Source organism: Virgibacillus sp. Bac330 (assembly GCF_003667845.1).
GTDB classification, from domain to species: Bacteria; Bacillota; Bacilli; order Bacillales; family Amphibacillaceae; genus Virgibacillus; species Virgibacillus chiguensis.
The window spans coordinates 3,216,719-3,241,273 of the sequence record NZ_CP033048.1 but is presented as its reverse complement, the minus strand read 5'-3'; the positions used below and the strand labels follow the sequence as shown (position 1 = coordinate 3,241,273).

Below are 24,555 nucleotides of genomic sequence, written 5' to 3'. Positions count from 1 at the left end.
AATTTATCGCACGTCACATGTAACACATGCATAATCACAAGGTTTGTCTCATATATTTTAGTGCGGGTAGGAGGGAACAAAATTGTTTATTGTCACCGCGAAAGAAATGTACGATATGGATCGCTTAGCTATGCAGGAATTTGGTTTAGAAGGAAAATTGCTGATGGAAAATGCCGGACGAGCTGTTGCTTTTAAAGTAATGGAGCAAACTTCACGAAATGAACAAATTGGTATCTTGGCGGGTGCAGGTAATAATGGTGGGGACGGTTTTGTCATTGCACGTACGTTACTTGATCATGGATATCAAGTAGAAGTATTACAAGTAGTTGCAAATGAAAAAATAACTGGTGATGCGTATGATCATAAGGTGATTTATGAAAAGTGTGGAGGAAAAGTTACTCTCTACAGTGGGAAATCTATCCAAATGTTGAAAGAGGCAGATGTTCTTATTGATGCCATGATTGGTATTGGGATGAATGGGGAGGTGCGTGAACCGTTTGCTACCCTTATATCTCTTATTAATGAACAGGAAGCCTATGTCATTTCTGTAGATATTCCTTCTGGCGTCCCTGCGGATGAAGGCGAGGATTCTATTAACGCTGTACAAGCTGATTACACGGTTATCATTGGCGCTCCGAAGCAAAGCGCCTTTCTCCCAAATACTGCTTCGTTCTACGGAGAATGGGACGTTGTCTCTATCGGCCTGCCGACGTTTATGTTCCATAGACTTACAAACAAAACAGTGTGGCAGCTAGACAATGTGGAAAAGACGTTACCAAAGCGCGAATTATTTGACCACAAAGGCAATCATGGAAAAGGTCTGATTATTGGTGGGTGTAAGGAAATGCCAGGTGCCTTATCGATGTCAGTACAAGCCGCATTAAAATCAGGAGCCGGTTTAATAACGGGTGCTAGTTCTTCACCTGTGATTCAAATGATTGCTGGAAACAGTGTGGAAGCTATGTATATACCTTTAATGGATACAGATGGCTATCTTAATAATCATTCAGAAGTCTCATTTGCCATATATGATGCCGCAGCAATCGGTATGGGAATAGGGAGGAAAAAAATAACACAGGATTTTGTCGCCCATGTTATGAAAACAGCGACTTGCCCTATTATTATTGATGGGGACGGACTTTACCATTTGTCACATTTATTGCCTGATCTAAATGCCAGAGCTTATTCAACCGTTATTACCCCACACCCTGGAGAAATGGCTATGCTATTGGGGGTCACAATTCGTGAAGTATTACAAAAGCCATTTCAATATGCCAAAGATTTTGCGCAAACATATAGTGTGTATGTTGTTTTAAAAGGAAGATATACCATTATTACCGCTCCAGATGGTGTGCAAAGGCTAAACCCAACAGGTAATGCAGGTCTTAGCAAAGGTGGTAGTGGCGATGTATTAACAGGGATCATGTTAGCAATGGTGATGCAAAAGCAAAGTTTGTTAGATGCTTTATGCAATGCTTGTTTCATCCATGGTATGTCAGCCGATTTACTTGTCCAAGATCAGCATTCTGAACATGATTTGCTTGCTAGTGATGTAATCAATGGAATAACACGTGTATATCGTGCGATTTTAAGTAGTGGTTGATAAGGGTTCCCTTTGTTTTACGTTAGAAAAGGACAAAAGAGATGGTCGGAAGGTAGAAAACGGAACTCTTTTCCTGTCCTACGTATAAGTACAACGAGGCAGTCGTCTACGTCTAAAGGCTTGTCACTAGCTAAGTTTGCTTGAATTAACTGAGACAAGGGAGATATGTACATGAAGATGAAAATTATTGGGGTGCTCTTGTTTGCCGGCCTCATAATCGTATTAGCTGCTTGTGGTGAAAAATCCCAAGAAGATGTTGTAGCCGATTTGCAAGAAAAGGCTGAGAAGATGGACGGGTATAAAGCAAAAGCGGAAATGAATATGAATACAGGTAAGGAACAGCAAACGTTTCAAATTGATATTTGGCACAAAAAAGAAGATATGTATCGTGTCGGATTATCCAACAAGTCTGATGAAAAGGGCAATCAAATCATTTTAAAAAATGAAGATGGGGTTTTTGTACTCACCCCAGCTTTAAATAAGAGTTTTAAATTTCAGTCCGAATGGCCACAAAATAGCAGCCAGCCTTATTTATATCAATCTTTGGTTCAGGATATTGAAAAAGATAAGGAAGCGGAATTTGAAATCACTGATGCCCATTACGTGTTTAAGACAAAAACAAATTATCAGAGCAATAACAATTTACCGTATCAAGAAATTTATTTAGATAAAAAATCGTTGCAACCTGTACAAGTAAAGGTGTTGGATAAAGATAAAAATGCATTAGTTGAAGTGAGCTTTTCCAACTTTGATAGTAAGGCAAGCTTCCAAGAAGATGATTTTTCTATGAAGAAGAATATGGGTGGAGAAGAAGCAAAAGAAACAACCGCTGTAAATGAAGAAGAAGCATTAACGGTGTTTTATCCATCTTACATGGCAGGAGCGGAACTAACGGAAAAGAAAGAAGTATCTACTAAAACAGGAGAACGGGTCATCTTAACCTTTGAAGGGGAAAAGAATTTTACCTTGGTACAAGAAAAAGCAAATGCGCAAACAACCATGGCTAACCCGAAGGAAGCAGACGGAGAGATTGTAAATTTAGGTTTTACGGTTGGAGCTATGTCGGATAATACGATGGAATGGACGCATAATGGCGTTGATTTTATGTTGGCTAGTGAAGAGTTAACAAAGGAGGAACTCATTGAAGTTGCGAAATCTGTCCAAAGCAAAGAAGTGAAGTGACCTAGAGATTACAAGCAGACTCTATCATTGGGGGTCTGCTTTTTTCTGTTAGGTTTTTTGTTTGAAAAACGTGTTAGAATAAAGCAGATTAGCAAGCGGTAGCGTAGTAGCCGTTCTATTTTCAAGTGCAAATATAGCGCACTGTGAAGCTAGCGTAGTGTTTTTCCACAGCGTCACTATCTACATTTCACTTGTACGTTTTTGATACTATAAACCAATAAAAATCTTATCTGTTCCTAATAGTGCAAAACAATTGCTACATAAAATGATAAATAGTGTGCTGGAAATATAGAGGTTATAACTATGCATGGAACAACTTAATGCATACAACAGAGTGACTAGCATTGACAGTGCTTTGTTAACAAGAAATAATAGATATATGAATCCTTAACCAAGCTATTTGCAAGAAAGGGAGTATTTATTTTGGACATACATCGAAATACATGGATAGAAATAGAATTGGATGCAATTGCATATAATATAAAGCAAATACAGAAAAAGCTACCAAAAGAAACAAAAGTAATGGCCGTAGTAAAAGCGAATGGGTATGGACATGGAAGCGTACAAATTGCTAGGCAAGCGTTGCAAGCAGGGGCAGATTATTTAGCTGTAGCACTATTAGAAGAAGCGATCAAGTTACGTGAAGCATCAATAAAAGCACCGATTCTCGTGTTAGGTTGGGTTCCACCTGAATCAGCAATCGTTGCAGCAAGGTATGGGGTTACACTAACCGTTTTTCAACAGGAGTGGTTAGAACAAATAAAAGGCTATACTTTCTCTCCACCTTTGCATTTGCATTTAAAAGTGGATACGGGAATGGGGCGAATAGGAATAAGAACAGAGCAAGAATTGAAAGACATTTCACAAGCATTAAATGAAAATAACAGCATATATTTAACTGGGGTGTTTACACACTTTTCTACAGCGGATGAACGAGAGTCAACGTATTTTGATGAGCAACGAATGCGCTTCAAAAATACCCTTTCGCAACTGAAAGAGCTACGAATGGAGAAACTTAACGTTCACATTGGTAACAGTGCTAGTGCTATACGACTTCCAGAAGCCATGTATGATTTTGTTCGTTTTGGAATTTCCATGTATGGGTTATATCCTTCACAAGAAATAAAAGCAAAGGGGGAGATAGAATTAAAACAAGCTTTTTCTTTGCATAGTAGGCTTGTTCATGTCAAAAAAATAAACCCAGGCGACTGTGTTAGCTATGGGTGTACGTATCAGGCAGAAGCAGAAGAGTGGATTGGTACGCTTCCTATTGGATATGGAGACGGTTGGCTAAGAAAGATGCAAGGTTTTTCCGTTCTTGTAGATGGAAAGCGAATGCCTATTGTTGGGAGAATTTGTATGGACCAAACGATGATCAAATTAGATCAAGCGTATCCAATAGGGACGAAGGTGACGCTGATTGGTTGTCAAAATAATGCTTGTATTTCCATGGATGAAGTGTCTAATTATGCTGAGACCATTAATTATGAGATTCCTTGTATATTGAATGGTCGTATTCCTCGTATTTATAAAAAACAATGAATATGTAATGGAATACGGAGCTAATACAACATACAAGAATCATAAAAAGTAAACGAAACGAAATTTGTTGAAGTTATTATCTATTTTAACGATGTAGGAGAATTTATTGGCTAAAGAAATTACAGTTTTCGCTATAGAGTTTTGGCGATAAAGCTCGTTTTTCTTATACTACTAGGAGAGTGTAAAGTTATCATAGTGTATATAGTATAAGCAAAACGATGGCGCTCTTCCACCATAAGAATTGGCGAGAAGCCAAGTTTTTCTAAATAATGGACATAATTCTTCTAAATGTTATTCTATTTGTATACCACAAAAAAAGTAAAATGAAACGACAAAACAAGCGATTTTTTGGGGAATTTTTATAGAACCCTTTGCAAACAGGCGAATTCAATGATATTATAAAATTAACTTTTACAAAGTTCGTTCAACAGTTGGCGGAGGTGTGATGGTTTTGTCAGAAAGTTTGCAAGAAGTATTAGTGAAAATACCGAAAAACCTGTTAAATGAGGTGGATGGTCTGATGAAATATGAGAATAGTGATCTAAGTGATTTCATATGTCAGGCAACTAGAAACTATCTTCAGCATAAAAGAGATGAGCATTTTCAACAATTTCGCGAAACCATGGAAAAGGGCTATGCAGAAATGGGTCGCATTAATTTGACAATTGCTTCCGAAGCTTTTCAAGCGGAAGAAGAAGCAAAAATCACCTTGGAACGCTCTGTGATCGGGGTGTAACCATTTGATCGTACAAAGAGGCGAAGTGTATTTCGCTGACCTTTCCCCTGTTGTTGGATCAGAGCAGGGAGGCGTCCGCCCGGTATTGATCCTGCAAAATGATATCGGGAATCGTTTCAGTCCTACCGTTATTGTGGCTGCAATTACAGCACAAATTCAAAAAGCCAAACTCCCTACACATGTGGAGATTGATGCAAAACAATATGGGTTTGACCGTGATTCCGTTATTTTGCTAGAGCAGATACGAACACTTGATAAACAAAGGCTAACAGATAAAATTACAAAGTTAGATAAAGAAAAGATGAAAATGATTAATCAAGCATTAGAAATCAGTTTAGGGCTGAAGGATATGTATGATCAATAAATCCTCTTGTGATTGAAACAAGAGGATTTTTTTAATAGGCTTTGTGTGGAATATTATTTCATGATTAATTTGTATCTGTGTTACAATAAATGTTGATATCTGCAGAAAATTGTAAGGCTTCTATTCGACATATTTGCAGGGTAGATCCTGTTTTGTTGCACTATAGGTAAGTATAAAAGTTTAAAGGTTTACAGTATAAGAAAAACTACAGCTTCCGTGATAAAGCTTTGGCGATAGGCCAATTTTTTCTAAAAAGAATAGAGGGCTTACACTTAAAAATATAACTATTTAACAATGTAGTAATACGTCGATGGGGGTAATGAAATGGATGAGAAGTTAAAAAATATGGCTATTGAAAACAGCGATTCGATTGTGCAACTTTGGATGGAAGAAATCAATTTCTTAAAGTTAGACAATTATACAGCAAGTATTTCTGATGAACTCTTTGAAAGTACGAATCGACAATTCGTGAATGTTATCTTTCAAAGTATAAAAGACGGGGGTTCATCAAAAGCGGTTAAAGATTTTTCGGAAAGAATTATTAACCTTGGCTGGCCTTTGGGATATATTACCGATGGTTTACAGGTGTTTCGAAGAGTTACGGTGGATTACATTTTAAGCCAATATGAACAACTTAACTCTGAATTTATTTCCAATGTGCTAAAAAGTGTGGATGCTTGGGTAGAGCCTATTATCCGTCAACTTGTAAATGAATATTCAGGAAGCTGGGAAAATACCGTTTCCTTACAACGAGTCGCTTTACAAGAATTATCTGCTCCATTAATACCTGTTATGGACGGAATTACGATTATGCCATTAATTGGAACGGTTGATACAGATCGTGCGAAATTAATTATGGAGAATCTATTAGATGGTGCGATTAAACATAACTCAGAAGTAGTTTTAATTGATATTACAGGCGTTCCTGTTGTCGATACGATGGTTGCTCATCACATTATCCAAGCAGCAGAAGCCGTCCGTTTGATTGGCGCAACATGTATTCTTGTTGGCATTAGACCAGAAATTGCCCAAACGATTGTTAATTTAGGCATTGATTTAAGTAAGTTCCCGACAAAGAGTTCCTTGAAGAAAGGGTTTCGTACAGCATTGGAAATTACAGACCGCCAAGTTGTTGATTTGGAAAATAGAGCGGATAGCATAGAACATATGATTCAATCGTTAAAAGGAGAGTGAAGATCGTGCGGATTCCTATTTTGAAACTTCACAACTATTTACTTATCTCCATACAAACAGAAATTGATGACCAAACAGCCATCCAATTTCAAGAGGATTTATTGGATAAAATTCATAAAAATGGTTCGACAGGAGTCGTCATTGATTTAACTTCTGTCGATATCATTGATTCATTTATAGCCAAAGTTTTAGGTGATGTTGTAACAATGTCAGATTTAATGGGGGCAAAGGTAGTTTTAACAGGAATTCAACCAGCTGTAGCGGTGACATTAATTGATCTAGGTATTCACCTGAAGAATGTACCTACAGCATTAAATTTAGAACAAGGCCTTATTAAACTCTACCAGGAATTGGGGGAATAGCCGATGAAGCCTCAATCTTGCGTGAATATAAAAAAAGAATGGGATATAGTGGCAGCAAGACAGTTAGGTAGAGATATTGCAAGGAAGATTGGCTTTGGCACTGTGGATCAAGCTCGTATAGCGACAACGATATCGGAATTATCCAGAAATATTTATTTGTATGCTGATCATGGACAAATCTGTTTTGAGGTAATTGATACATTTGATAATAAAGGGTTATGCATTATTGCTATTGATGTTGGTCCAGGGATTGAAGATATTGGACAAGTATTAGAAGATGGCTATTCTACATCTGGAGGGCTTGGAGCTGGTTTGCCTGGTGTGAAGAGGCTGATGGATGAGTTTGATATTCATTCAGAAGTTGGCAAAGGAACACGAATAAAGACGATTAAATGGCTAAGGTAAGTATGTACCAGCTGTGGAATTGACATTGTGGGAAATGGAAACAGGATAAATTAATTTGTCAAATTAAGCGAGACAACATGCTTTTATTAAAATCCTGACCTAGGGATCGTCGTTACACAAAGATAAATGACCAGAAGAAAGTATACTGAATTTCTTTTTCCCGTTACCCAGTGTCTTGGTAAAGGTGAATGAGGGGGAGAACGATGAGCAGTTTATTGAAATTAGACACAGAAGGATATAAAGCGTTAATGAAACGATATATTGAAACGAGAGATGAACAATCTTTATATGAAATTGAACAGGCGAGTAAGTTATTTATTAAAAATAGTATTCTTCCTGATGAAATTGTCAATATGCATATTCAGTCGCTTAAAGATTTGTATCCTAATTTAAGTGAAGACATTCAATATTCTATGAATTTTTTGTTAGAGGCAATGATTGCATACGGAATTGCTCATCAAGAATACCAGCAGCTTAGGGAAAAGCAATCTGAATTGAAGTCAGAAATATCGGTTGCAGCGAGCATGCAAGAAACCCTTTTAGAAACAAAAAAACCAACGATTGATGGCTTGGATATAGGAGTTATAAGCGTCCCTGCGCATCAAATGAATGGAGATTATCATCATTTTGTGAAGGGTAGAGATGGATCTTTAGGGATTGCTATAGCAGATGTAATTGGTAAAGGAATTCCTGCAGCTCTTTGTATGTCGATGATTAAGTATGCAATGGATAGTTATCCTGAGGACGCGATGACCCCCAAAGCAATATTGGCGAATATGAACCGAGTGGTAGAAAGAAATGTAGATCCGAGTATGTTTATTACTATGTTTTATGCGCAATACCTTCCTTCTGATCATACACTTCGCTACGCTTCAGCAGGTCATGAACCAGGTTTTTATTACAATTCCAGCCAAGACACCTTTGAGGAATTAACCACGAAAGGTCTGGTTTTAGGTGTTACACCAGACACTACTTATCCACAATATGAATTAAAAATTGAGTCTAATGATATGGTTATTCTTTTAACCGACGGTGTAACGGAATGCAGAGATGGCGAACGCTTTATTGAGCGTCAGGAAGTACTGGACGTTATTAAGCGATATGCCCATTTACCAGTACAAAAAATCGTTGACCAAACGTTCAAATATTTTGAGCGATTACAGGATTTTGAACTTAGAGATGATTTTACATTACTTATTTTACGTAGGGAAGTTTAGGCATATGAAATGCTGGGTATTAGTAAATGGAATGTAGACATGTAACGATAAACGTAATGGTTTATCTAAAAAGTGTGAAAACTATAAGCTCCTTCATTGTTTTTAGGAGCTAGTTAATGAGGTTTTTTGGTTTTTTAGAAAAGCTTGGCTTGTCGCAAGTCTGATGGGGAATATGGACGCTTTTCTTTTGCTATAAACCTTTCTCTTTGATACTTTACTATCGTGAAAAGAATCCCTTTATGAAGCATATGATTTAGGAGGAAAAGTATGAACTTAACAATTAACGTGGTGAACGAACAACCAAGTAAATCTATTGTTTACTTAGCTGGTGAGATTGACGCTTATACTGCTCCAGATTTAAAAGAAGCTTTAATACCGCTTATGAGACAAGAGGACCAAGTTGTTGCAGTGGATTTAGCGGAAGTGAACTATATGGACAGTACTGGTTTAGGAACTTTTGTTAGCGCGTTAAAATCATCGAAAGAGCATAATAGCAAGCTTACATTGGTGAATATCCAAGACCGTGTACTACGGTTGTTTCAAATTACCGGATTAGACGAAATCATGGATATACGTGCTTCGATTCGAGGTGGAAGTGAATAATGAAGAATTTCGATTTTATTGAATTGAAAGTGCCGGCTAAAGCAGAGTATGTGGGTGTAGTAAGGTTAAGCATGTCGGGAATTGCTAATCGAATGGGCTTTAGTTATGAAGATATTGAAGATTTGAAAATAGCAATATCGGAAGCCATTACAAATACGGTAACACATGCCTATAACGAAGAAGATGAAGGTGAGGTAACCATTGGTTTCGGTGTATATGAAGATCGATTAGAAGTGATGGTTGCTGATCATGGTGGCAGTTTTGACTTAAATGAAATAAAAGACGACATTGGGCCATGTAAAGAGAACGAATCAATTGAAGAATTGAGAGAAGGGGGTTTTGGTCTGTTTTTAATTAATGCATTAATGGATAAAGTTCAAATCAAAAATGAATATGGAGTCATTGTTTTAATGACAAAGTATATTCATGAACATGAAGCTGAGGTGGGCTTTGATGACGACCAAATCTCAACCACACAATAGCGGAAGAGATGAGGTTTACCAGTTAATTGAATCATTACAAAAAGAGCCTACGGATGAGTATTTACAGGAACAGCTTGTACTTAAATATAAGGATCTCGTGGAATCTGTTGCACGTAAATATTCCAAAAATAGCGCCATTCATGAGGATCTTGTTCAAGTAGGTATGATCGGTTTGCTTGCTGCAGTACGTCGATATGATTCAACATTCGGTAAATCTTTTGAATCTTTTGCGATACCTACCATTATTGGGGAAATTAAGCGATTTATAAGAGACAAAACATGGAGTGTACACGTCCCTAGGCGGATTAAAGAATTAGGCCCTAAAATAAAAAAAGCGGTTGATACGTTAACAATGGAAAATCAATCTTCCCCTTCCGTAAAGGAAATAGCTGACTTTTTACAAGTCTCTGAGGAAGATATTTTGGAAACAATGGAAATGGGAAAAAGCTATAAAGCTCTATCTGTAGACAGAAAGGTAGAAGCTGATTCGGACGGCAGTACAGTTGCTATATTAGATTTGGTTGGAAACGAGGAAGTTGGCTACGAACAGACAGATCAGAGGATGTTATTAGAGAAGATGCTTCCCATCTTGTCAGAGCGTGAGCAAAAAATCTTACAATATACGTATTTCGAAAATAAGAGTCAAAAAGAAACTGGTGAATTGTTAGGTATATCGCAAATGCATGTTTCAAGGTTGCAGAGACGTTCGTTACGCAAATTACGAGAAGCTATTCAATCCGAGGATACGGAGGTCTTTGATTAAAAATGGGACAAGTAAAGGTGTCTGTATTTCAACAAGCGAAAACAGGCAATTACTACTGTGGTGATAGTTTTTTTTATGAAGAGACAAATCGTGAATTTGTTTGCGCTATTGCGGATGGGTTAGGCAGTGGAGAAGTAGCAAAGGAATCATCTCAAGTTGTTATTGATATTATTCAAAATAACATTCATGCAAGTATTGAATCCATTATTAAAGAATGTAATCAACAATTGCAGGGAAAGCGCGGTGTAGTCATTGGCATTCTCAAACTGGATTTTCAAGCAGAGATGTATTCTTTTTCTTCTATTGGCAACATTGGCGTGCTAACAATAACGGACCATCAGCATAAAAAACGTAATATACCCAATGCTGGCTATTTAGCTGGTTTCCATCGTCCGTTTAAGATTGTTCGGGAAAGGCTCCAACCGGATATGGTGTTTATTATGTTTTCGGATGGGGTGACCGATCGCGATTTATCGCAAAAATATTTGCTGACGAAAAATGTCCAAGAAATTACCGAGACGTTTAAATGTTTAGCTAGTGAAAATAGAAGTGATGATACAACATTAATAGCGATGCACTATAGAGGGGCTGATTGAAAAATCAGTCCTTTTCGTCATGAGGATATCAATCTTAAGGATGAGTCCGTCGAACATTTTTTGTTCGTTCTTTTAACGTAGTCATAGCGATAGTAGGAAAGCAAACCATTTTTTGATAAAATAGACCACATGAGTAAAGGAGGAAAGCTTGTGGCAAATGAAATGAATCAAGAATTAAGTTCGTGGGTTGCGAATGAGACGAAAATAAATGTACCCATTGTAAATAAAGTCATTGCTTTACTAGAAGATGGTAACACGGTTCCATTTATTGCTCGTTACCGAAAAGAAGCTACTGGTGGATTAGATGAAGTACAAATTAAATCTGTTCAAGATAAATGGAATTACGCCGTTCACTTAGCGGAAAGAAAGCAGGAAGTATTACGTAGCATTGCTGATCAAGGGAAGTTAACAGATGAGTTGCAGCAGGAAATAATAGCAGCAACGCAATTGCAACGGGTGGAAGATTTATATCGTCCTTACAAACAAAAACGCCGGACAAGAGCCACGATTGCTAAAGAAAAAGGATTGGAACCATTAGCTGAGCTTGTTTGGAAGCAAGAAATGACAACGCTAGCTGATGAAGCAACGAACTATCTTTCAGAGGAACATGAATTACATACCGTAGAAGATGTCTTAGCTGGCGTAAATGATATTATTGCCGAGTGGATAGCTGATGACCCTGGGTATAGAGAATATATGCGTGATGAGACGATGAAACGAGGTACGGTCGCATCAGAAGTAAAAGATCGGGAAAAAGACGAGAAACAAGTATATGAAATGTATTATGATTTCCATGAGGCAGTTCGCTCTCTCGTATCACATCGCGTCCTCGCTCTTAATCGCGGGGAAAAAGAAGAAGTGCTTAAAGTCACCATTCAACCCCCGTCAGAACGGATTCTTCACTTTTTACAACAAAAAATAGTAACAACCTCTGCTCATGCGGATGTTCTGGAATTATTACAACATGCGATTGAAGACAGTTATAAACGTTTAATTCAGCCTTCTTTAGAGCGTGAAATTCGAAGTAACTTAACGGAAAAAGCAGAACAGCAGGCAATTGAAGTGTTTTCCAAAAACTTAAAAAGCCTTTTACTCCAACCACCATTAAAAGGACGAACAATACTGGGGGTAGATCCTGCATTTCGTACAGGTTGTAAGCTAGCCGTTGTGGATGAAACAGGCAAGGTACACCATGTTGGTGTCATGTATCCGACGGCACCAAGAAAGGATACGGCTGGTGCAGAAAAGATTGTTCTGGATTTAATGAAGCAGTATTCAATTGAATTGATAGCGATTGGAAATGGTACAGCTTCTCGAGAGACGGAACAATTCATTGCCGATGTCATTCAAAAGCAAAACCTAGCCATTCCGTATATTATCGTGAACGAAGCTGGAGCAAGTGTGTATTCTGCATCGAAACTTGCAAGAGAGGAATTTCCTGAATTACAAGTAGAAGAGAGAAGTGCTGTATCCATTGCGCGTCGTGTGCAAGATCCATTAGCAGAATTAGTAAAAATTGATCCTAAATCGATTGGTGTTGGACAGTACCAGCATGATGTTAGTCAAAAAGCATTAAATGAATCGTTGACTTTTGTTGTGGAAACAGCAGTTAACCAAGTTGGTGTCAATGTCAATACAGCTTCTTCATCTTTATTACAATATGTATCTGGATTAAGTAAGACTGTTGCTAATAACATCGTTAAGCGCAGAGAAGAAGAAGGGAAGTTTACGAACCGAAAACAATTAAAGAAAATCCCTCGGCTAGGAGCAAAAACATATGAACAAGGAATTGGTTTTTTACGAATCATGGATGGAGAACATGCTTTAGATCGAACGCCCATCCACCCAGAGAGTTATGTAGTAACGGAAAGGTTATTACATTTACTCGGTTGTTCCCTAGAAGATATTGGTACAAATAAATTGAAAGAAGCTATTCATTCCATTAACACGAAAGAAGTTGCTAAACAATTAGAAGTAGGGGAACCGACGCTTCATGATATTGTCCAAGCATTGACAAAGCCGGGGCGAGATCCGCGTGATGATTTTCCACAACCCATTTTAAAGAAAAACGTCTTATCGCTAGAAGACATTGAACGTGGCATGGAATTACAAGGTACGGTACGAAATGTCGTCGATTTCGGCGTGTTTGTAGATATTGGCGTAAAGCAGGATGGGCTTGTTCATATTTCTAAAATGTCACATTCATTTGTAAAACATCCCATGGACATCGCCTCCGTAGGGGATGTTGTTACAGTGTGGGTAGAAGACATTGATGTGAATAAAGGAAGAATTGCATTATCTATGATTCAAGAGAAGTAAATATCTCGCTTTTGGAAAGAAAATATTCTCATACTCCTTTAGATAAGGTTACAAGGGAAAAATGCTTTCATTAAAAAATCCGAACGTTGAATTGGAAACCTGCTAGGAGGATTTCCAATTCGTTCGGATTTTTCTATACGTACATTTATTTAGTGAAAATAAATGGAAAGCTTATTAAGATTTTACGCTTTCTGGAACTTGAAGTCCAAGCCCTTGTGCAATACGCTCGCCCCATTCAGCGTCAGCTTTATAGAAATGTTCAATTTGGCGAAGCTTTATTTCATCTCTCGTTACGGGTTTCATATGATCAACGAATGCTTGAATTAAACGATCTTTTTCATCAGCAGACATTAAACGATATAAATCTCCAGCCTGTGTATAATGGTCATCACTGTCATACGGTACGCTATCAGCTTCACCATAGACGTCAAATGGTGTTATTTTTGCTGTTGGATCCTCTACTGGACCATTTACACTATTCGGTTCATAGTTTGGCTTAGATCCGCCATTACCATTAACCGTCATGAAGCCATCTCTTTGGTAATGATTGACTTCTGCTTTTGGACGGTTAACTGGAATTTGGTGATGGTTTACACCAAGGCGATAACGGTGTGCATCAGAATATGCAAATAGACGTCCTTGTAGCATTTTATCTGGAGAAGCTTCAATTCCTGGTACAAATTGCCCTGGTGAGAAAGCTGCTTGTTCCACCTCGGCAAAATAGTTTTCTGGATTGCGATTCAAAACCATTCTACCAACCTCAATACGTGGATAATCTTTTTTCGACCATACTTTAGTTACGTCGAAAGGATCCCATTTATACGTTTTCGCATCTTCATAAGGCATGATTTGTACATATAACTTCCATGCTGGAAAATCTTCGTTTGCAATAGCGTTGTGTAAATCTTCTATATGATAATCTGGATTTTCTCCAGCAATCTTCTCTGCTAAAGAAGCCTCAAGCCCTTTTACACCTTGTTCACTAATGAAATGATATTTTATCCAAAAAGCTTCTCCGTCTTTATTAACCCATTTAAATGTATGACTACCGTAGCCATTCATATGTCTGAATGTTGCAGGGATTCCACGATCGCCATGCAAGTAAGTGATTTGGTGAAGTGACTCAGGAGAAAGTGACCAGAAATCCCAAACCATATCTTTGTCTTTTAAATGTGTTTGTGGATTCCGTTTTTGTGTATGAATAAAGTCAGGGAACTTAATTGCATCTCTAATGAAAAATATAGGTGTATTATTGCCAACTAAATCATAATTTCCTTCATTTGTATAAAATTTAACAGAAAAACCACGTGGGTCACGAACTGTGTCGGCAGACCCTAATTCACCTGCTACTGTAGAAAAACGAATAAATAAATCTGTACGTTTACCTGCTTCGCTTAAAAAATCAGCTTTGGTGTATTTGGAAATTTCATCGTTCGTTACTTCGAAGTAGCCATAAGCACCTGCACCTTTAGCATGGACAATACGTTCAGGTATTCTTTCTCTATTAAAATGAGCTAGCTTTTCTAGCAAATGAAAGTCTTGTATAAGAGTAGGACCACGTTGTCCTGCTGTAATAGAATTTTGGTTATCAGCTACTGGCGCACCTGCTGCTGTTGTCATTCGGTTTCTTGTATCCATAATAACTCCTCCTTCTAAGTAATAAATCAGAACTACAATTATATTATAATACAAATTAAACAAAAATCAATATTTATTTATAATTATTTTAAATAAATAGTGTAAACATAGAATTCGGTTAATCTAGGAGCAAAATTGTGGTAAGTTATTGTATAATAATGTTGAAAAATGATAAGGAGTTTTTTTCAAATGACAATAGTAAATGATAAAGAACTATATCGCTTCGTAAATAATGTATCCCTTAACTGGTTCAATAAACCATTCCTTCATAAGGTTAAATTCAATCACCGTTTAAGAACGACAGGTGGGAGATATATTCCTGCTAAAAAAATGATTGAATTAAACCCAAAATACTTGGAAGAGGCAGGAGAACAAGCGTTTATAGGGATTATTAAACATGAACTTTGCCATTATCACTTACATATAGAAGGAAAAGGTTATAAGCATAGCGATCGTGATTTTAAAGAATTAATGTCTGCGACAAATTCTCCAAGGTTTTGTCAGCCATTACCTTCGCAGAGAGAATATAAATATATATATGCTTGTAAAACTTGTCATCAAACGTTTAAACGTCAGCGGAAAATGAATACAAATAAGTATAGATGCGGCAAATGTAAGGGGGAAATAGCTTTAGTAATGGAGAAAGGTATATGAAAGCTTTTGGTGAAGTAAGTATAAACTGAAAAAAACAGGAAAATACTATTGACGATTTTTGTCATTCGTGATACATTAAATGGGCTGTCAATTACATATGAATTCCAATAGAAAAATGACATTATAAAATTTAGTTAATCTATTGACATTTCGTTTGATTTAATGTATTATATTTTTCGTTGCGATTTATTCAACTTATACTATTCCACAGTAGCTCAGTGGTAGAGCAATCGGCTGTTAACCGATCGGTCGTAGGTTCGAATCCTACCTGTGGAGCCAATCACGGAGAAGTACTCAAGTGGCTGAAGAGGCGCCCCTGCTAAGGGTGTAGGTCGCGTAAGCGGCGCGAGGGTTCAAATCCCTCCTTCTCCGCCATTTCATGGCCCGTTGGTCAAGCGGTTAAGACACCGCCCTTTCACGGCGGTAACACGGGTTCGAATCCCGTACGGGTCATTCTAAAAAAATGAAGAGGTCGGGTCCGGTAGTTCAGTTGGTTAGAATGCCTGCCTGTCACGCAGGAGGTCGCGGGTTCGAGTCCCGTCCGGACCGCCATTGTTGGGCTATAGCCAAGCGGTAAGGCATCGGGTTTTGATCCCGTGTATCCTAGGTTCGAATCCTAGTAGCCCAGCCATTTTTATTTTTAATGGAACTTTACAATTTCGCTATTCTTTGTTCTCGTAATAAGACAACAGAGGATTTCTAATCAGAAATAGGAGCCATTAGCTCAGTCGGTAGAGCATCTGACTTTTAATCAGAGGGTCGGAGGTTCGAATCCTCCATGGCTCACCATTACACATTTAAATATTGCGGGTGTGGCGGAATTGGCAGACGCGCTAGACTTAGGATCTAGTGTCTTCGGACGTGGGGGTTCAACTCCCTTCACCCGCATTAAGATATAACTGTTTTCTTTATACTATAGAAGAAACTCGCAACTATCTTATTACAAAACAAGCTGCTGTAAATTTCGTTTTCAGCTCCAAATTAATTGTTAACAGAGAAGGTTATGAATAGTTTGCTTTTGCCTAAGAAGTTGCTACTATAGGGTATAGACTAATTAAAAGTTTATCTTAGTCTTAGTGAAATAAGTTCATTTAGAAGCTGTGATATACAGCCTTTTATTTTCCGCTTCATATATTGCGGTCGTGGCGGAATGGCAGACGCGCTAGGTTGAGGGCCTAGTGGGTGTATAACCCGTGGAGGTTCAAGTCCTCTCGACCGCATCAAAATAAATGAAATATTTTTTTGCGCCCGTAGCTCAATTGGATAGAGCGTTTGACTACGGATCAAGAGGTTAGGGGTTCGACTCCTCTCGGGCGCGCCATATTACGGGAAGTAGCTCAGCTTGGTAGAGCACATGGTTTGGGACCATGGGGTCGCAGGTTCAAATCCTGTCTTCCCGACCATCGCACACTTGATGTGCGGGTGTAGTTTAATGGTAAAACCTCAGCCTTCCAAGCTGATGACGAGGGTTCGATTCCCTTCACCCGCTCCAATTAATTTTATGGGCCTGTAGCTCAGCTGGTTAGAGCGCACGCCTGATAAGCGTGAGGTCGGTGGTTCAAGTCCACTCAGGCCCATTTGCTTGCTATGCTAGGGAGTATGAAGTTTATCGTTTTAATTCAAGGAAATGAAAACTTTAGCATGAAGCTAATTTTCTCTAAAGCTAGCAAGGCAAGATGATCTTATCCTAAAAGAAATGTTGTCCACGAAAATAAATTATATTTTTATTAAAAAAGTGTTGACATTCTGCTCTCTAGGTGATATGATATAAAAGTTGCTTCGTTGAAAGCAACGAAAAAATTTGCTCTTTGAAAACTGAACAAAACAACCAGTATGTCAAGGAAAAAACAAACCCTGTTTTTTCTTAAGAAATAAACTGAGAGAAATCTCAGCAGCTAAGAATGATGAAGAACGGTGTTCATCATCACAAACTTTTATGGAGAGTTTGATCTTGGCTCAGGACGAACGCTGGCGGCGTGCCTAATACATGCAAGTCGAGCGCGGGAAGCAAGCAGATCTCCTTCGGGAGTGACGCTTGTGGAACGAGCGGCGGACGGGTGAGTAACACGTGGGCAACCTACCTGTAAGACTGGGATAACTCCGGGAAACCGGGGCTAATACCGGATGAAACAAAGCGTCGCATGACGCAATGTTAAAAGGCGGCATATGCTGTCACTTACAGATGGGACCGCGGCGCATTAGCTAGTTGGTGAGGTAAAGGCTCACCAAGGCAACGATGCGTAGCCGACCTGAGAGGGTGATCGGCCACACTGGGACTGAGACACGGCCCAGACTCCTACGGGAGGCAGCAGTAGGGAATCTTCCGCAATGGACGAAAGTCTGACGGAGCAACGCCGCGTGAGTGATGAAGGTTTTCGGATCGTAAAACTCTGTTGTTAGGGAAGAACAAGTGCCATTCGAATAGGCTGGCACCTTGACGGTACCTAACCAGAAAGCCCCGGCTAACTACGTGCCAGCAGCCGCGGTAATACGTAGGGGGCAAGCGTTGTCCGGAATTATTGGGCGTAAAGCGCGCGCAGGCGGTCCTTTAAGTCTGATGTGAAAGCCCACGGCTTAACCGTGGAGGGCCATTGGAAACTGGAGGACTTGAGTACAGAAGAGGAGAGTGGAATTCCACGTGTAGCGGTGAAATGCGTAGAGATGTGGAGGAACACCAGTGGCGAAGGCGACTCTCTGGTCTGTAACTGACGCTGAGGTGCGAAAGCGTGGGTAGCGAACAGGATTAGATACCCTGGTAGTCCACGCCGTAAACGATGAGTGCTAGGTGTTAGGGGGTTTCCGCCCCTTAGTGCTGAAGTTAACGCATTAAGCACTCCGCCTGGGGAGTACGGCCGCAAGGCTGAAACTCAAAAGAATTGACGGGGACCCGCACAAGCGGTGGAGCATGTGGTTTAATTCGAAGCAACGCGAAGAACCTTACCAGGTCTTGACATCCTCTGACACCCCTAGAGATAGGGCATTCCCTTCGGGGACAGAGTGACAGGTGGTGCATGGTTGTCGTCAGCTCGTGTCGTGAGATGTTGGGTTAAGTCCCGCAACGAGCGCAACCCTTGATCTTAGTTGCCAGCATTTAGTTGGGCACTCTAAGGTGACTGCCGGTGACAAACCGGAGGAAGGTGGGGATGACGTCAAATCATCATGCCCCTTATGACCTGGGCTACACACGTGCTACAATGGATGGAACAAAGGGCAGCGAAGCCGCGAGGCCAAGCAAATCCCATAAAACCATTCTCAGTTCGGATTGCAGGCTGCAACTCGCCTGCATGAAGCCGGAATCGCTAGTAATCGCGGATCAGCATGCCGCGGTGAATACGTTCCCGGGTCTTGTACACACCGCCCGTCACACCACGAGAGTTGGTAACACCCGAAGTCGGTGAGGTAACCTTTTGGAGCCAGCCGCCGAAGGTGGGACCAATGATTGGGGTGAAGTCGTAACAAGGTAGCCGTATCGGAAGGTGCGGCTGGATCACCTCCTTTCTAAGGAATTATAGAAGGCGGAAGCGTTTGGTTAGCGACGTATGAACTGGACTGACCCAAAGGAGATAAAGGAAACACGATGAACGTAAGTGAATCGATTGTTGACTCATCGTACGGAGGGGAAGGAAGTTGCACTAGTCGCTGAACGCTGGAGCTAGACTATTATACGGAAGACATACTCGGTTGTTTGGTTCAGTTTTGAGAGAGTAAATGCTTGTCTCTCAAGGATGAGATAGAAGGATCTTCTGTTAAAACCCGTCACGTCCTGTGACGAACACAGAAGTCACCACATCCTGTGGAAGCTTGTACCTTGAAAACTAAATAAGAGTAACAACGACATCAAACCAAAAGCGGAAGCGAATGTTTAGCGATGTACAGACTGGACTGACTCGTAGGAGATAAAGGAAACACGATGAACGTAAGTGAATCGATGTTGACTTATCGTACGAAGAGGAAGGAAGTCATGCTAATCGCTATGAGCTGAAGCTAGAAAACCAAAAGCTGAAAAGCAATATGCTTATTCATAGATAAATTTGTAAGATTAGTTAAGTGAATAAGGGCGCACGGTGGATGCCTTGGCACTAGGAGCCGAAGAAGGACGGGACTAACACCGATATGTCCTGGGGAGTCGTAAGTAGACATCGATCCAGGAATTTCCGAATGGGGGAACCCGCTGCTCGTAATGGAGCAGTACTTCTATCTGAATTCATAGGGTAGAAGAGGCATACCCGGGGAACTGAAACATCTCAGTACCCGGAGGAAGAGAAAGCAAACGCGATTTCCCAAGTAGCGGCGAGCGAAACGGAATTAGCCCAAACCAGAAGGCTTGCCTTCTGGGGTTGTAGGACACTCCATTGGAGTTATCAAGAGATTCTTTAGATGAAGCGATCTGGAAAGGTCGGCCAAAGAAGGTAACAGCCCTGTAATCGAAAAAGAATCTCCTCCGGAGTGGATCCTGAGTACGGCGGAACACGAGGAATTCCGTCGGAATCCGGGAGGACCATCTCCCAAGGCTAAATACTCCCTAGTGACCGATAGTGAACCAGTACCGTGAGGGAAAGGTGAAAAGCACCCCGGAAGGGGAGTGAAATAGAACCTGAAACCGTGTGCCTACAAGTAGTCGAAGCCCGTTAATGGGTGACGGCGTACCTTTTGTAGAATGGACCGGCGAGTTACGATCGTATGCAAGGTTAAGTGGAAGACACGGAGCCGTAGCGAAAGCGAGTCTGAATAGGGCGAATATAGTATGCGGTCGTAGACCCGAAACCGTGTGATCTACCCATGTCCAGGGTGAAGGTCAGGTAACACTGACTGGAGGCCCGAACCCACGTATGTTGAAAAATGCGGGGATGAGGTGTGGGTAGGGGTGAAATGCCAATCGAACACGGAGATAGCTGGTTCTCTCCGAAATAGCTTTAGGGCTAGCCTCAAGGAAAGAGTACTGGAGGTAGAGCACTGATTGAACTAGGGGCCCTCATCGGGTTACCGAATTCAGTCAAACTCCGAATGCCAGCTACTTATCCTTGGGAGTCAGACTATGGGTGATAAGGTTCATAGTCGAAAGGGAAACAGCCCAGACCGCCAGCTAAGGTCCCAAAGTATACGTTAAGTGGAAAAGGATGTGGAGTTGCCCAGACAACCAGGATGTTGGCTTAGAAGCAGCCACCATTTAAAGAGTGCGTAATAGCTCACTGGTCGAGTGACTCTGCGCCGAAAATGTACCGGGGCTAAACGTATCACCGAAGCTGCGGATTGTTCTTACGAACAATGGTAGGAGAGCGTTCTAAGTGCTGTGAAGTCAGATCGTGAGGACTGGTGGAGCGCTTAGAAGTGAGAATGCCGGTATGAGTAGCGAAAAAAGAGTGAGAATCTCTTTCACCGAATGCCTAAGGTTTCCTGAGGAAGGCTCGTCCTCTCAGGGTTAGTCGGGACCTAAGCCGAGGCCGAAAGGCGTAGGCGATGGACAACAGGTAGATATTCCTGTACCACCTCATGAACGTTTGAACGATGGGGGGACGCAGTAGGATAAGGAATGCGCACCGATGGACGTGTGCGCCCAAGCAGTGAGAAAGTCGGATAGGCAAATCCGTTCGACAATTTCAAGCTGTGATGGGGAGGGAAATAGAGTACCGAAGTTCCGGATTTCACACTGCCAAGAAAAGCCTCTAGTGAGTTCATAGGTGCCCGTACCGCAAACCGACACAGGTAGGCGAGGAGAGAATCCTAAGGTGAGCGGGAGAACTCTCGTTAAGGAACTCGGCAAAATGACCCCGTAACTTCGGGAGAAGGGGTGCTCCTTTAAGGAGGAGCCGCAGTGAATAGGCCCAAGCGACTGTTTAGCAAAAACACAGGTCTCTGCGAAGCCGAAAGGCGAAGTATAGGGGCTGACACCTGCCCGGTGCTGGAAGGTTAAGGGGAAGCGTTAGCACTTCGGTGCGAAGCGTAGAACCGAAGCCCCAGTAAACGGCGGCCGTAACTATAACGGTCCTAAGGTAGCGAAATTCCTTGTCGGGTAAGTTCCGACCCGCACGAAAGGTGCAACGACTTGGGCACTGTCTCAACGAGAGACCCGGTGAAATTATACTATGCGTGAAGATGCGCATTACCCGCGACAGGACGGAAAGACCCCGTGGAGCTTTACTGTAGCCTGATATTGAATGTTGGTACAGCTTGTACAGGATAGGTGGGAGCCATCGAAGCGTGAGCGCTAGCTTACGTGGAGGCAACCGTGGGATACCACCCTGGCTGTACGAACCTTCTAACCCAGGGCCGTAATCCGGTCCGGAGACAGTGTCAGGCGGGCAGTTTGACTGGGGCGGTCGCCTCCCAAAAGGTAACGGAGGCGCCCAAAGGTTCCCTCAGAATGGTTGGAAATCATTCGCAGAGTGTAAAGGCAGAAGGGAGCTTGACTGCGAGACCTACAAGTCGAGCAGGGACGAAAGTCGGGCTTAGTGATCCGGTGGTTCCGCATGGAAGGGCCATCGCTCAACGGATAAAAGCTACCCCGGGGATAACAGGCTTATCTCCCCCAAGAGTTCACATCGACGGGGAGGTTTGGCACCTCGATGTCGGCTCATCGCATCCTGGGGCTGTAGTCGGTCCCAAGGGTTGGGCTGTTCGCCCATTAAAGCGGTACGCGAGCTGGGTTCAGAACGTCGTGAGACAGTTCGGTCCCTATCCGTCGTGGGCGCAGGAGGTTTGAGAGGAGCTGTCCTTAGTACGAGAGGACCGGGATGGACACACCGCTGGTGTACCAGTTGTTCCGCCAGGAGCATAGCTGGGTAGCTACGTGTGGCAGGGATAAGTGCTGAAAGCATCTAAGCATGAAGCCCCCCTCAAGATGAGACTTCCCATCACTATAAGTGAGTAAGATCCCTCAGAGATGATGAGGTTGATAGGTTCGAGGTGGAAGCGTGGTGACACGTGGAGCTGACGAATACTAATCGATCGAGGACTTAACTAACCTTTTTGGTAGATGTACGTTGAATGATCTCTTATTTAGTTTTCAAGGTAACAAGAAAAAAATGACTTTTTTCAACAAAAATCTTGATTTTTTCACAAAAACGATTATAATAAGATTTGTGCCTCTTTGAAGCACAACATAACAGATAGCAACTTTGCCTGGTAGTAATGGCGGAGAGGTCACACCTGTTCCCATGCCGAACACAGTAGTTAAGCTCTCCAGCGCCGATGGTAGTTGGGACTTTGTCCCTGCAAGAGTAGGACGCCGCCAGGCAAAATTGATTTATATTTTGTAGAAAGAATTATTTCATATCGCGGGGTGGAGCAGTCTGGTAGCTCGTTGGGCTCATAACCCAAAGGTCGTAGGTTCAAATCCTGCCCCCGCAACCAAATTATCATCTAAAAATAAACTAAAAAGTTCAATAAGAACATTTTGGTTGTATATATCGAACAATATTCTACATTAATATAATAAATTTGGTCCGGTAGTTCAGTTGGTTAGAATGCCTGCCTGTCACGCAGGAGGTCGCGGGTTCGAGTCCCGTCCGGACCGCCAGATAAATAGAACTTAACACACATGGTTTTAATAAAATCGTGTGTTTTTTATTTTCTTATAAAATGTTGGCTTATCACCAAATTTCTATGGTGGGTAACGCTATCGTTTTGTTTCTACGTTAAGCTACAAATTTATATACCAGATATAAAGGTGCTGTAATTCAGTATAGCATCTAAATCACTGATTTGACTAGAATCATTTAGATTACAACTTATAGTACTATCAATTACTGGGGGATGTTAAAAACCCCCCACAGATTGTAGATCACTTTATACTTTCCTGTAGTGTAAAACAAAATCACAATACAAATCTTTTCTCCACAATACCAGTATTTCCTTTTTCTTTTTCCCACATTTTTTGCTATCATAAATATAGTTATATATGAAATTTGGTGAGCGACAAGTGGATGAGTTTGAATTTATAAACACAATTAAACAAAATTACTACAGACAGTCATCTGTGGTAAAAGGTATAGGCGATGATGCAGCTGTTTTTCGGCAAAATACAAAAGATATCGTGACTGCTGTTGATACGTTTGTGGAAGGTGTTCATTTTCGAAAAGATACGATGTCTGCTTATGATATCGGCTTTCGTGCTTTAGCAGCAAATATTAGTGATTTAGCTGCTATGGGTGCTCAACCTGCTTTTTATTTGGTTTCCATTGTTTTTCCCAGCCATTGGTGCCCTCAAGAAGTGCAGCATATTTTCCAAGGGATGAAGGCAATAGGAAGCAGTTATAATATGGATTTAATTGGTGGAGACACAGTGTCTGGAAACGAACTCGTTCTAACCATTACAGTGATAGGCTATGTTGAAAAATCACAAGCTCGATATAGACATCATGCTAAAGATGGTGATATTGTCTTTGTTACGGGAACTTTAGGTGATTCACAAGCTGGTTATCATATTATAACAAATCAAAAGAAGTATAAAGATGCTGCTTATTATACGGAACGCCACCGAAGACCAGTTCCTCGAGTTGATTTTGCTCTTGGGATACCTACAACTGTTCGCGTTGCGTTAAACGATGTGAGTGATGGTATAGCTAATGAAGCTGCAGAGATAGCAACAGCATCAAATGTAAGTATGCAACTTTTTGATGAAGCAATTCCGGTCTATAAAAGTTTTTTTCAGTTTTCTAAGTCTGACCAGTATCAATGGAAATATTTTGGCGGAGAGGACTTTGAATTAATCGGTACAGTTGCTGCAACGAATTGGGACATATTAGTTGATACTGCCAAAAGAGTCGATTTACAGCTGACGCAAATAGGAAAGGTATTCTATGAACCCGAATATAATCATGTTTACATAAACAAAGGAAATCAGCAATTAGAAAGATTGCTACAAAAAGGGTATAATCACTTAAAGTAGGTGTACAA

General features: G+C 40.8%; 17 protein-coding genes, 14 tRNA genes and 3 rRNA genes. 33 read left to right on the top strand and 1 reads right to left on the bottom strand.

Features of this window, described 5'->3' with window-relative positions:
- Window positions 1–82: 82 nt before the first annotated feature.
- From D9780_RS15090 to D9780_RS15025, 14 genes are all read left to right on the top strand, one after another.
- The gene (locus D9780_RS15090; RefSeq protein WP_121640653.1) at window positions 83–1,603 is read left to right on the top strand and encodes an NAD(P)H-hydrate dehydratase; all 1,521 of its coding nucleotides are present in this window, start codon (window positions 83–85) and stop codon (window positions 1,601–1,603) included.
- 171 nt (window positions 1,604–1,774) lie between these two features.
- Window positions 1,775–2,785, top strand: coding sequence for a LolA family protein (locus tag D9780_RS15085; RefSeq protein ID WP_073013069.1), 1,011 nt, complete (start codon window positions 1,775–1,777; stop codon window positions 2,783–2,785).
- A 420-nt stretch (window positions 2,786–3,205) separates the two neighbouring features.
- On the top strand, window positions 3,206–4,327 hold the full coding sequence (gene alr, locus D9780_RS15080; RefSeq protein WP_073013071.1) for an alanine racemase: 1,122 nt from the start codon (window positions 3,206–3,208) through the stop codon (window positions 4,325–4,327).
- 451 nt (window positions 4,328–4,778) lie between these two features.
- Window positions 4,779–5,063 carry a CopG family ribbon-helix-helix protein gene (locus tag D9780_RS15075; protein ID WP_077706817.1) on the top strand — a complete coding sequence of 95 codons (285 nt, stop codon included), beginning with the start codon at window positions 4,779–4,781 and terminating at the stop codon, window positions 5,061–5,063.
- 4 nt (window positions 5,064–5,067) lie between these two features.
- Window positions 5,068–5,427: a type II toxin-antitoxin system PemK/MazF family toxin gene (locus tag D9780_RS15070; protein WP_073013075.1), complete on the top strand. Its 360-nt coding sequence runs from the start codon at window positions 5,068–5,070 to the stop codon at window positions 5,425–5,427.
- A 324-nt stretch (window positions 5,428–5,751) separates the two neighbouring features.
- Complete coding sequence (locus D9780_RS15065; protein WP_121640652.1) at window positions 5,752–6,621, top strand: RsbT co-antagonist protein RsbRA; 870 nt, start codon at window positions 5,752–5,754, stop codon at window positions 6,619–6,621.
- Between the two features lie 5 nt (window positions 6,622–6,626).
- The gene (locus D9780_RS15060; RefSeq protein WP_073013079.1) at window positions 6,627–6,983 is read left to right on the top strand and encodes an STAS domain-containing protein; all 357 of its coding nucleotides are present in this window, start codon (window positions 6,627–6,629) and stop codon (window positions 6,981–6,983) included.
- Between the two features lie 3 nt (window positions 6,984–6,986).
- Window positions 6,987–7,388 carry an anti-sigma regulatory factor gene (locus D9780_RS15055; protein WP_073013081.1) on the top strand — a complete coding sequence of 134 codons (402 nt, stop codon included), beginning with the start codon at window positions 6,987–6,989 and terminating at the stop codon, window positions 7,386–7,388.
- Between the two features lie 203 nt (window positions 7,389–7,591).
- Window positions 7,592–8,605 carry a PP2C family protein-serine/threonine phosphatase gene (locus D9780_RS15050; RefSeq protein WP_073013083.1) on the top strand — a complete coding sequence of 338 codons (1,014 nt, stop codon included), beginning with the start codon at window positions 7,592–7,594 and terminating at the stop codon, window positions 8,603–8,605.
- A gap of 267 nt (window positions 8,606–8,872) precedes the next feature.
- Window positions 8,873–9,208 (top strand): STAS domain-containing protein, encoded by a 336-nt coding sequence (locus D9780_RS15045; RefSeq protein ID WP_116278896.1) that lies wholly within the window; start codon window positions 8,873–8,875, stop codon window positions 9,206–9,208.
- Window positions 9,208–9,690: an anti-sigma B factor RsbW gene (gene rsbW / locus D9780_RS15040; protein ID WP_073013087.1), complete on the top strand. Its 483-nt coding sequence runs from the start codon at window positions 9,208–9,210 to the stop codon at window positions 9,688–9,690. Before D9780_RS15045 ends, rsbW begins: the two co-directional genes overlap by 1 nt.
- Window positions 9,662–10,453 (top strand): RNA polymerase sigma factor SigB, encoded by a 792-nt coding sequence (sigB, locus tag D9780_RS15035; protein ID WP_073013089.1) that lies wholly within the window; start codon window positions 9,662–9,664, stop codon window positions 10,451–10,453. The genes rsbW and sigB overlap by 29 nt, the downstream gene beginning before the upstream one ends.
- A gap of 2 nt (window positions 10,454–10,455) precedes the next feature.
- Window positions 10,456–11,049: a SpoIIE family protein phosphatase gene (locus D9780_RS15030; protein WP_073013091.1), complete on the top strand. Its 594-nt coding sequence runs from the start codon at window positions 10,456–10,458 to the stop codon at window positions 11,047–11,049.
- A 162-nt stretch (window positions 11,050–11,211) separates the two neighbouring features.
- Entirely contained in the window at window positions 11,212–13,368 is a 2,157-nt protein-coding gene (locus D9780_RS15025; protein ID WP_116278900.1) for a Tex family protein, read from the top strand.
- A gap of 174 nt (window positions 13,369–13,542) precedes the next feature.
- Here the strand turns inward: D9780_RS15025 and D9780_RS15020 are convergent, their stop codons facing one another.
- Window positions 13,543–15,006 carry a catalase gene (locus D9780_RS15020; protein WP_162985892.1) on the bottom strand — a complete coding sequence of 488 codons (1,464 nt, stop codon included), beginning with the start codon at window positions 15,004–15,006 and terminating at the stop codon, window positions 13,543–13,545.
- 189 nt (window positions 15,007–15,195) lie between these two features.
- Here D9780_RS15020 and D9780_RS15015 point away from each other — a divergent pair, with 189 nt between their 5' ends.
- The 19 genes from D9780_RS15015 (at window position 15,196) to thiL (ending at window position 24,547) form a co-directional block, all read left to right on the top strand.
- Entirely contained in the window at window positions 15,196–15,660 is a 465-nt protein-coding gene (locus tag D9780_RS15015) for a SprT family protein (protein WP_073013098.1), read from the top strand.
- Between the two features lie 204 nt (window positions 15,661–15,864).
- Window positions 15,865–15,939: transfer RNA gene (locus D9780_RS15010), tRNA-Asn, on the top strand.
- A 5-nt stretch (window positions 15,940–15,944) separates the two neighbouring features.
- Window positions 15,945–16,035: transfer RNA gene (locus D9780_RS15005), tRNA-Ser, on the top strand.
- A 6-nt stretch (window positions 16,036–16,041) separates the two neighbouring features.
- Window positions 16,042–16,113 (top strand) — tRNA-Glu (locus D9780_RS15000).
- Window positions 16,114–16,135: 22 nt separating this feature from the next.
- Window positions 16,136–16,212, top strand: a tRNA-Asp gene (locus tag D9780_RS14995).
- A 4-nt stretch (window positions 16,213–16,216) separates the two neighbouring features.
- A tRNA-Gln gene (locus tag D9780_RS14990) sits at window positions 16,217–16,291 on the top strand.
- 82 nt (window positions 16,292–16,373) lie between these two features.
- Window positions 16,374–16,449 (top strand) — tRNA-Lys (locus D9780_RS14985).
- 17 nt (window positions 16,450–16,466) lie between these two features.
- Window positions 16,467–16,548: transfer RNA gene (locus D9780_RS14980), tRNA-Leu, on the top strand.
- A gap of 248 nt (window positions 16,549–16,796) precedes the next feature.
- Window positions 16,797–16,880 (top strand) — tRNA-Leu (locus D9780_RS14975).
- Window positions 16,881–16,904: 24 nt separating this feature from the next.
- Window positions 16,905–16,981: transfer RNA gene (locus tag D9780_RS14970), tRNA-Arg, on the top strand.
- 5 nt (window positions 16,982–16,986) lie between these two features.
- Window positions 16,987–17,063, top strand: a tRNA-Pro gene (locus D9780_RS14965).
- Between the two features lie 15 nt (window positions 17,064–17,078).
- Window positions 17,079–17,152, top strand: a tRNA-Gly gene (locus tag D9780_RS14960).
- An 11-nt stretch (window positions 17,153–17,163) separates the two neighbouring features.
- A tRNA-Ile gene (locus tag D9780_RS14955) sits at window positions 17,164–17,237 on the top strand.
- 356 nt (window positions 17,238–17,593) lie between these two features.
- Window positions 17,594–19,158, top strand: a 16S ribosomal RNA gene (locus D9780_RS14950).
- 543 nt (window positions 19,159–19,701) lie between these two features.
- A 23S ribosomal RNA gene (locus D9780_RS14945) occupies window positions 19,702–22,621 on the top strand.
- Between the two features lie 157 nt (window positions 22,622–22,778).
- Window positions 22,779–22,894 (top strand): 5S ribosomal RNA (rrf, locus tag D9780_RS14940).
- Together the 16S, 23S and 5S rRNA genes with 14 tRNA genes alongside form the textbook arrangement of a ribosomal RNA operon.
- A 39-nt stretch (window positions 22,895–22,933) precedes the next feature.
- Window positions 22,934–23,010 (top strand) — tRNA-Met (locus D9780_RS14935).
- A gap of 89 nt (window positions 23,011–23,099) precedes the next feature.
- Window positions 23,100–23,176, top strand: a tRNA-Asp gene (locus tag D9780_RS14930).
- A gap of 402 nt (window positions 23,177–23,578) precedes the next feature.
- Window positions 23,579–24,547 (top strand): thiamine-phosphate kinase, encoded by a 969-nt coding sequence (gene thiL, locus D9780_RS14925; protein ID WP_116279566.1) that lies wholly within the window; start codon window positions 23,579–23,581, stop codon window positions 24,545–24,547.
- Window positions 24,548–24,555 lie beyond the last annotated feature (8 nt).

Coding starts and splice junctions, on each gene's coding strand:
- sigB (WP_073013089.1), top strand. CDS start 9,662: ATGACGACCAAATCTCAACCACACAATAGCGGAAGAGATGAGGTTTAC.
- D9780_RS15065 (WP_121640652.1), top strand. CDS start 5,752: ATGGATGAGAAGTTAAAAAATATGGCTATTGAAAACAGCGATTCGATT.
- D9780_RS15025 (WP_116278900.1), top strand. CDS start 11,212: ATGAATCAAGAATTAAGTTCGTGGGTTGCGAATGAGACGAAAATAAAT.
- D9780_RS15050 (WP_073013083.1), top strand. CDS start 7,592: ATGAGCAGTTTATTGAAATTAGACACAGAAGGATATAAAGCGTTAATG.
- D9780_RS15085 (WP_073013069.1), top strand. CDS start 1,775: ATGAAGATGAAAATTATTGGGGTGCTCTTGTTTGCCGGCCTCATAATC.
- rsbW (WP_073013087.1), top strand. CDS start 9,208: ATGAAGAATTTCGATTTTATTGAATTGAAAGTGCCGGCTAAAGCAGAG.
- D9780_RS15015 (WP_073013098.1), top strand. CDS start 15,196: ATGACAATAGTAAATGATAAAGAACTATATCGCTTCGTAAATAATGTA.
- D9780_RS15055 (WP_073013081.1), top strand. CDS start 6,987: ATGAAGCCTCAATCTTGCGTGAATATAAAAAAAGAATGGGATATAGTG.
- D9780_RS15045 (WP_116278896.1), top strand. CDS start 8,873: ATGAACTTAACAATTAACGTGGTGAACGAACAACCAAGTAAATCTATT.
- D9780_RS15020 (WP_162985892.1), bottom strand. CDS start 15,006: ATGGATACAAGAAACCGAATGACAACAGCAGCAGGTGCGCCAGTAGCT.
- D9780_RS15030 (WP_073013091.1), top strand. CDS start 10,456: ATGGGACAAGTAAAGGTGTCTGTATTTCAACAAGCGAAAACAGGCAAT.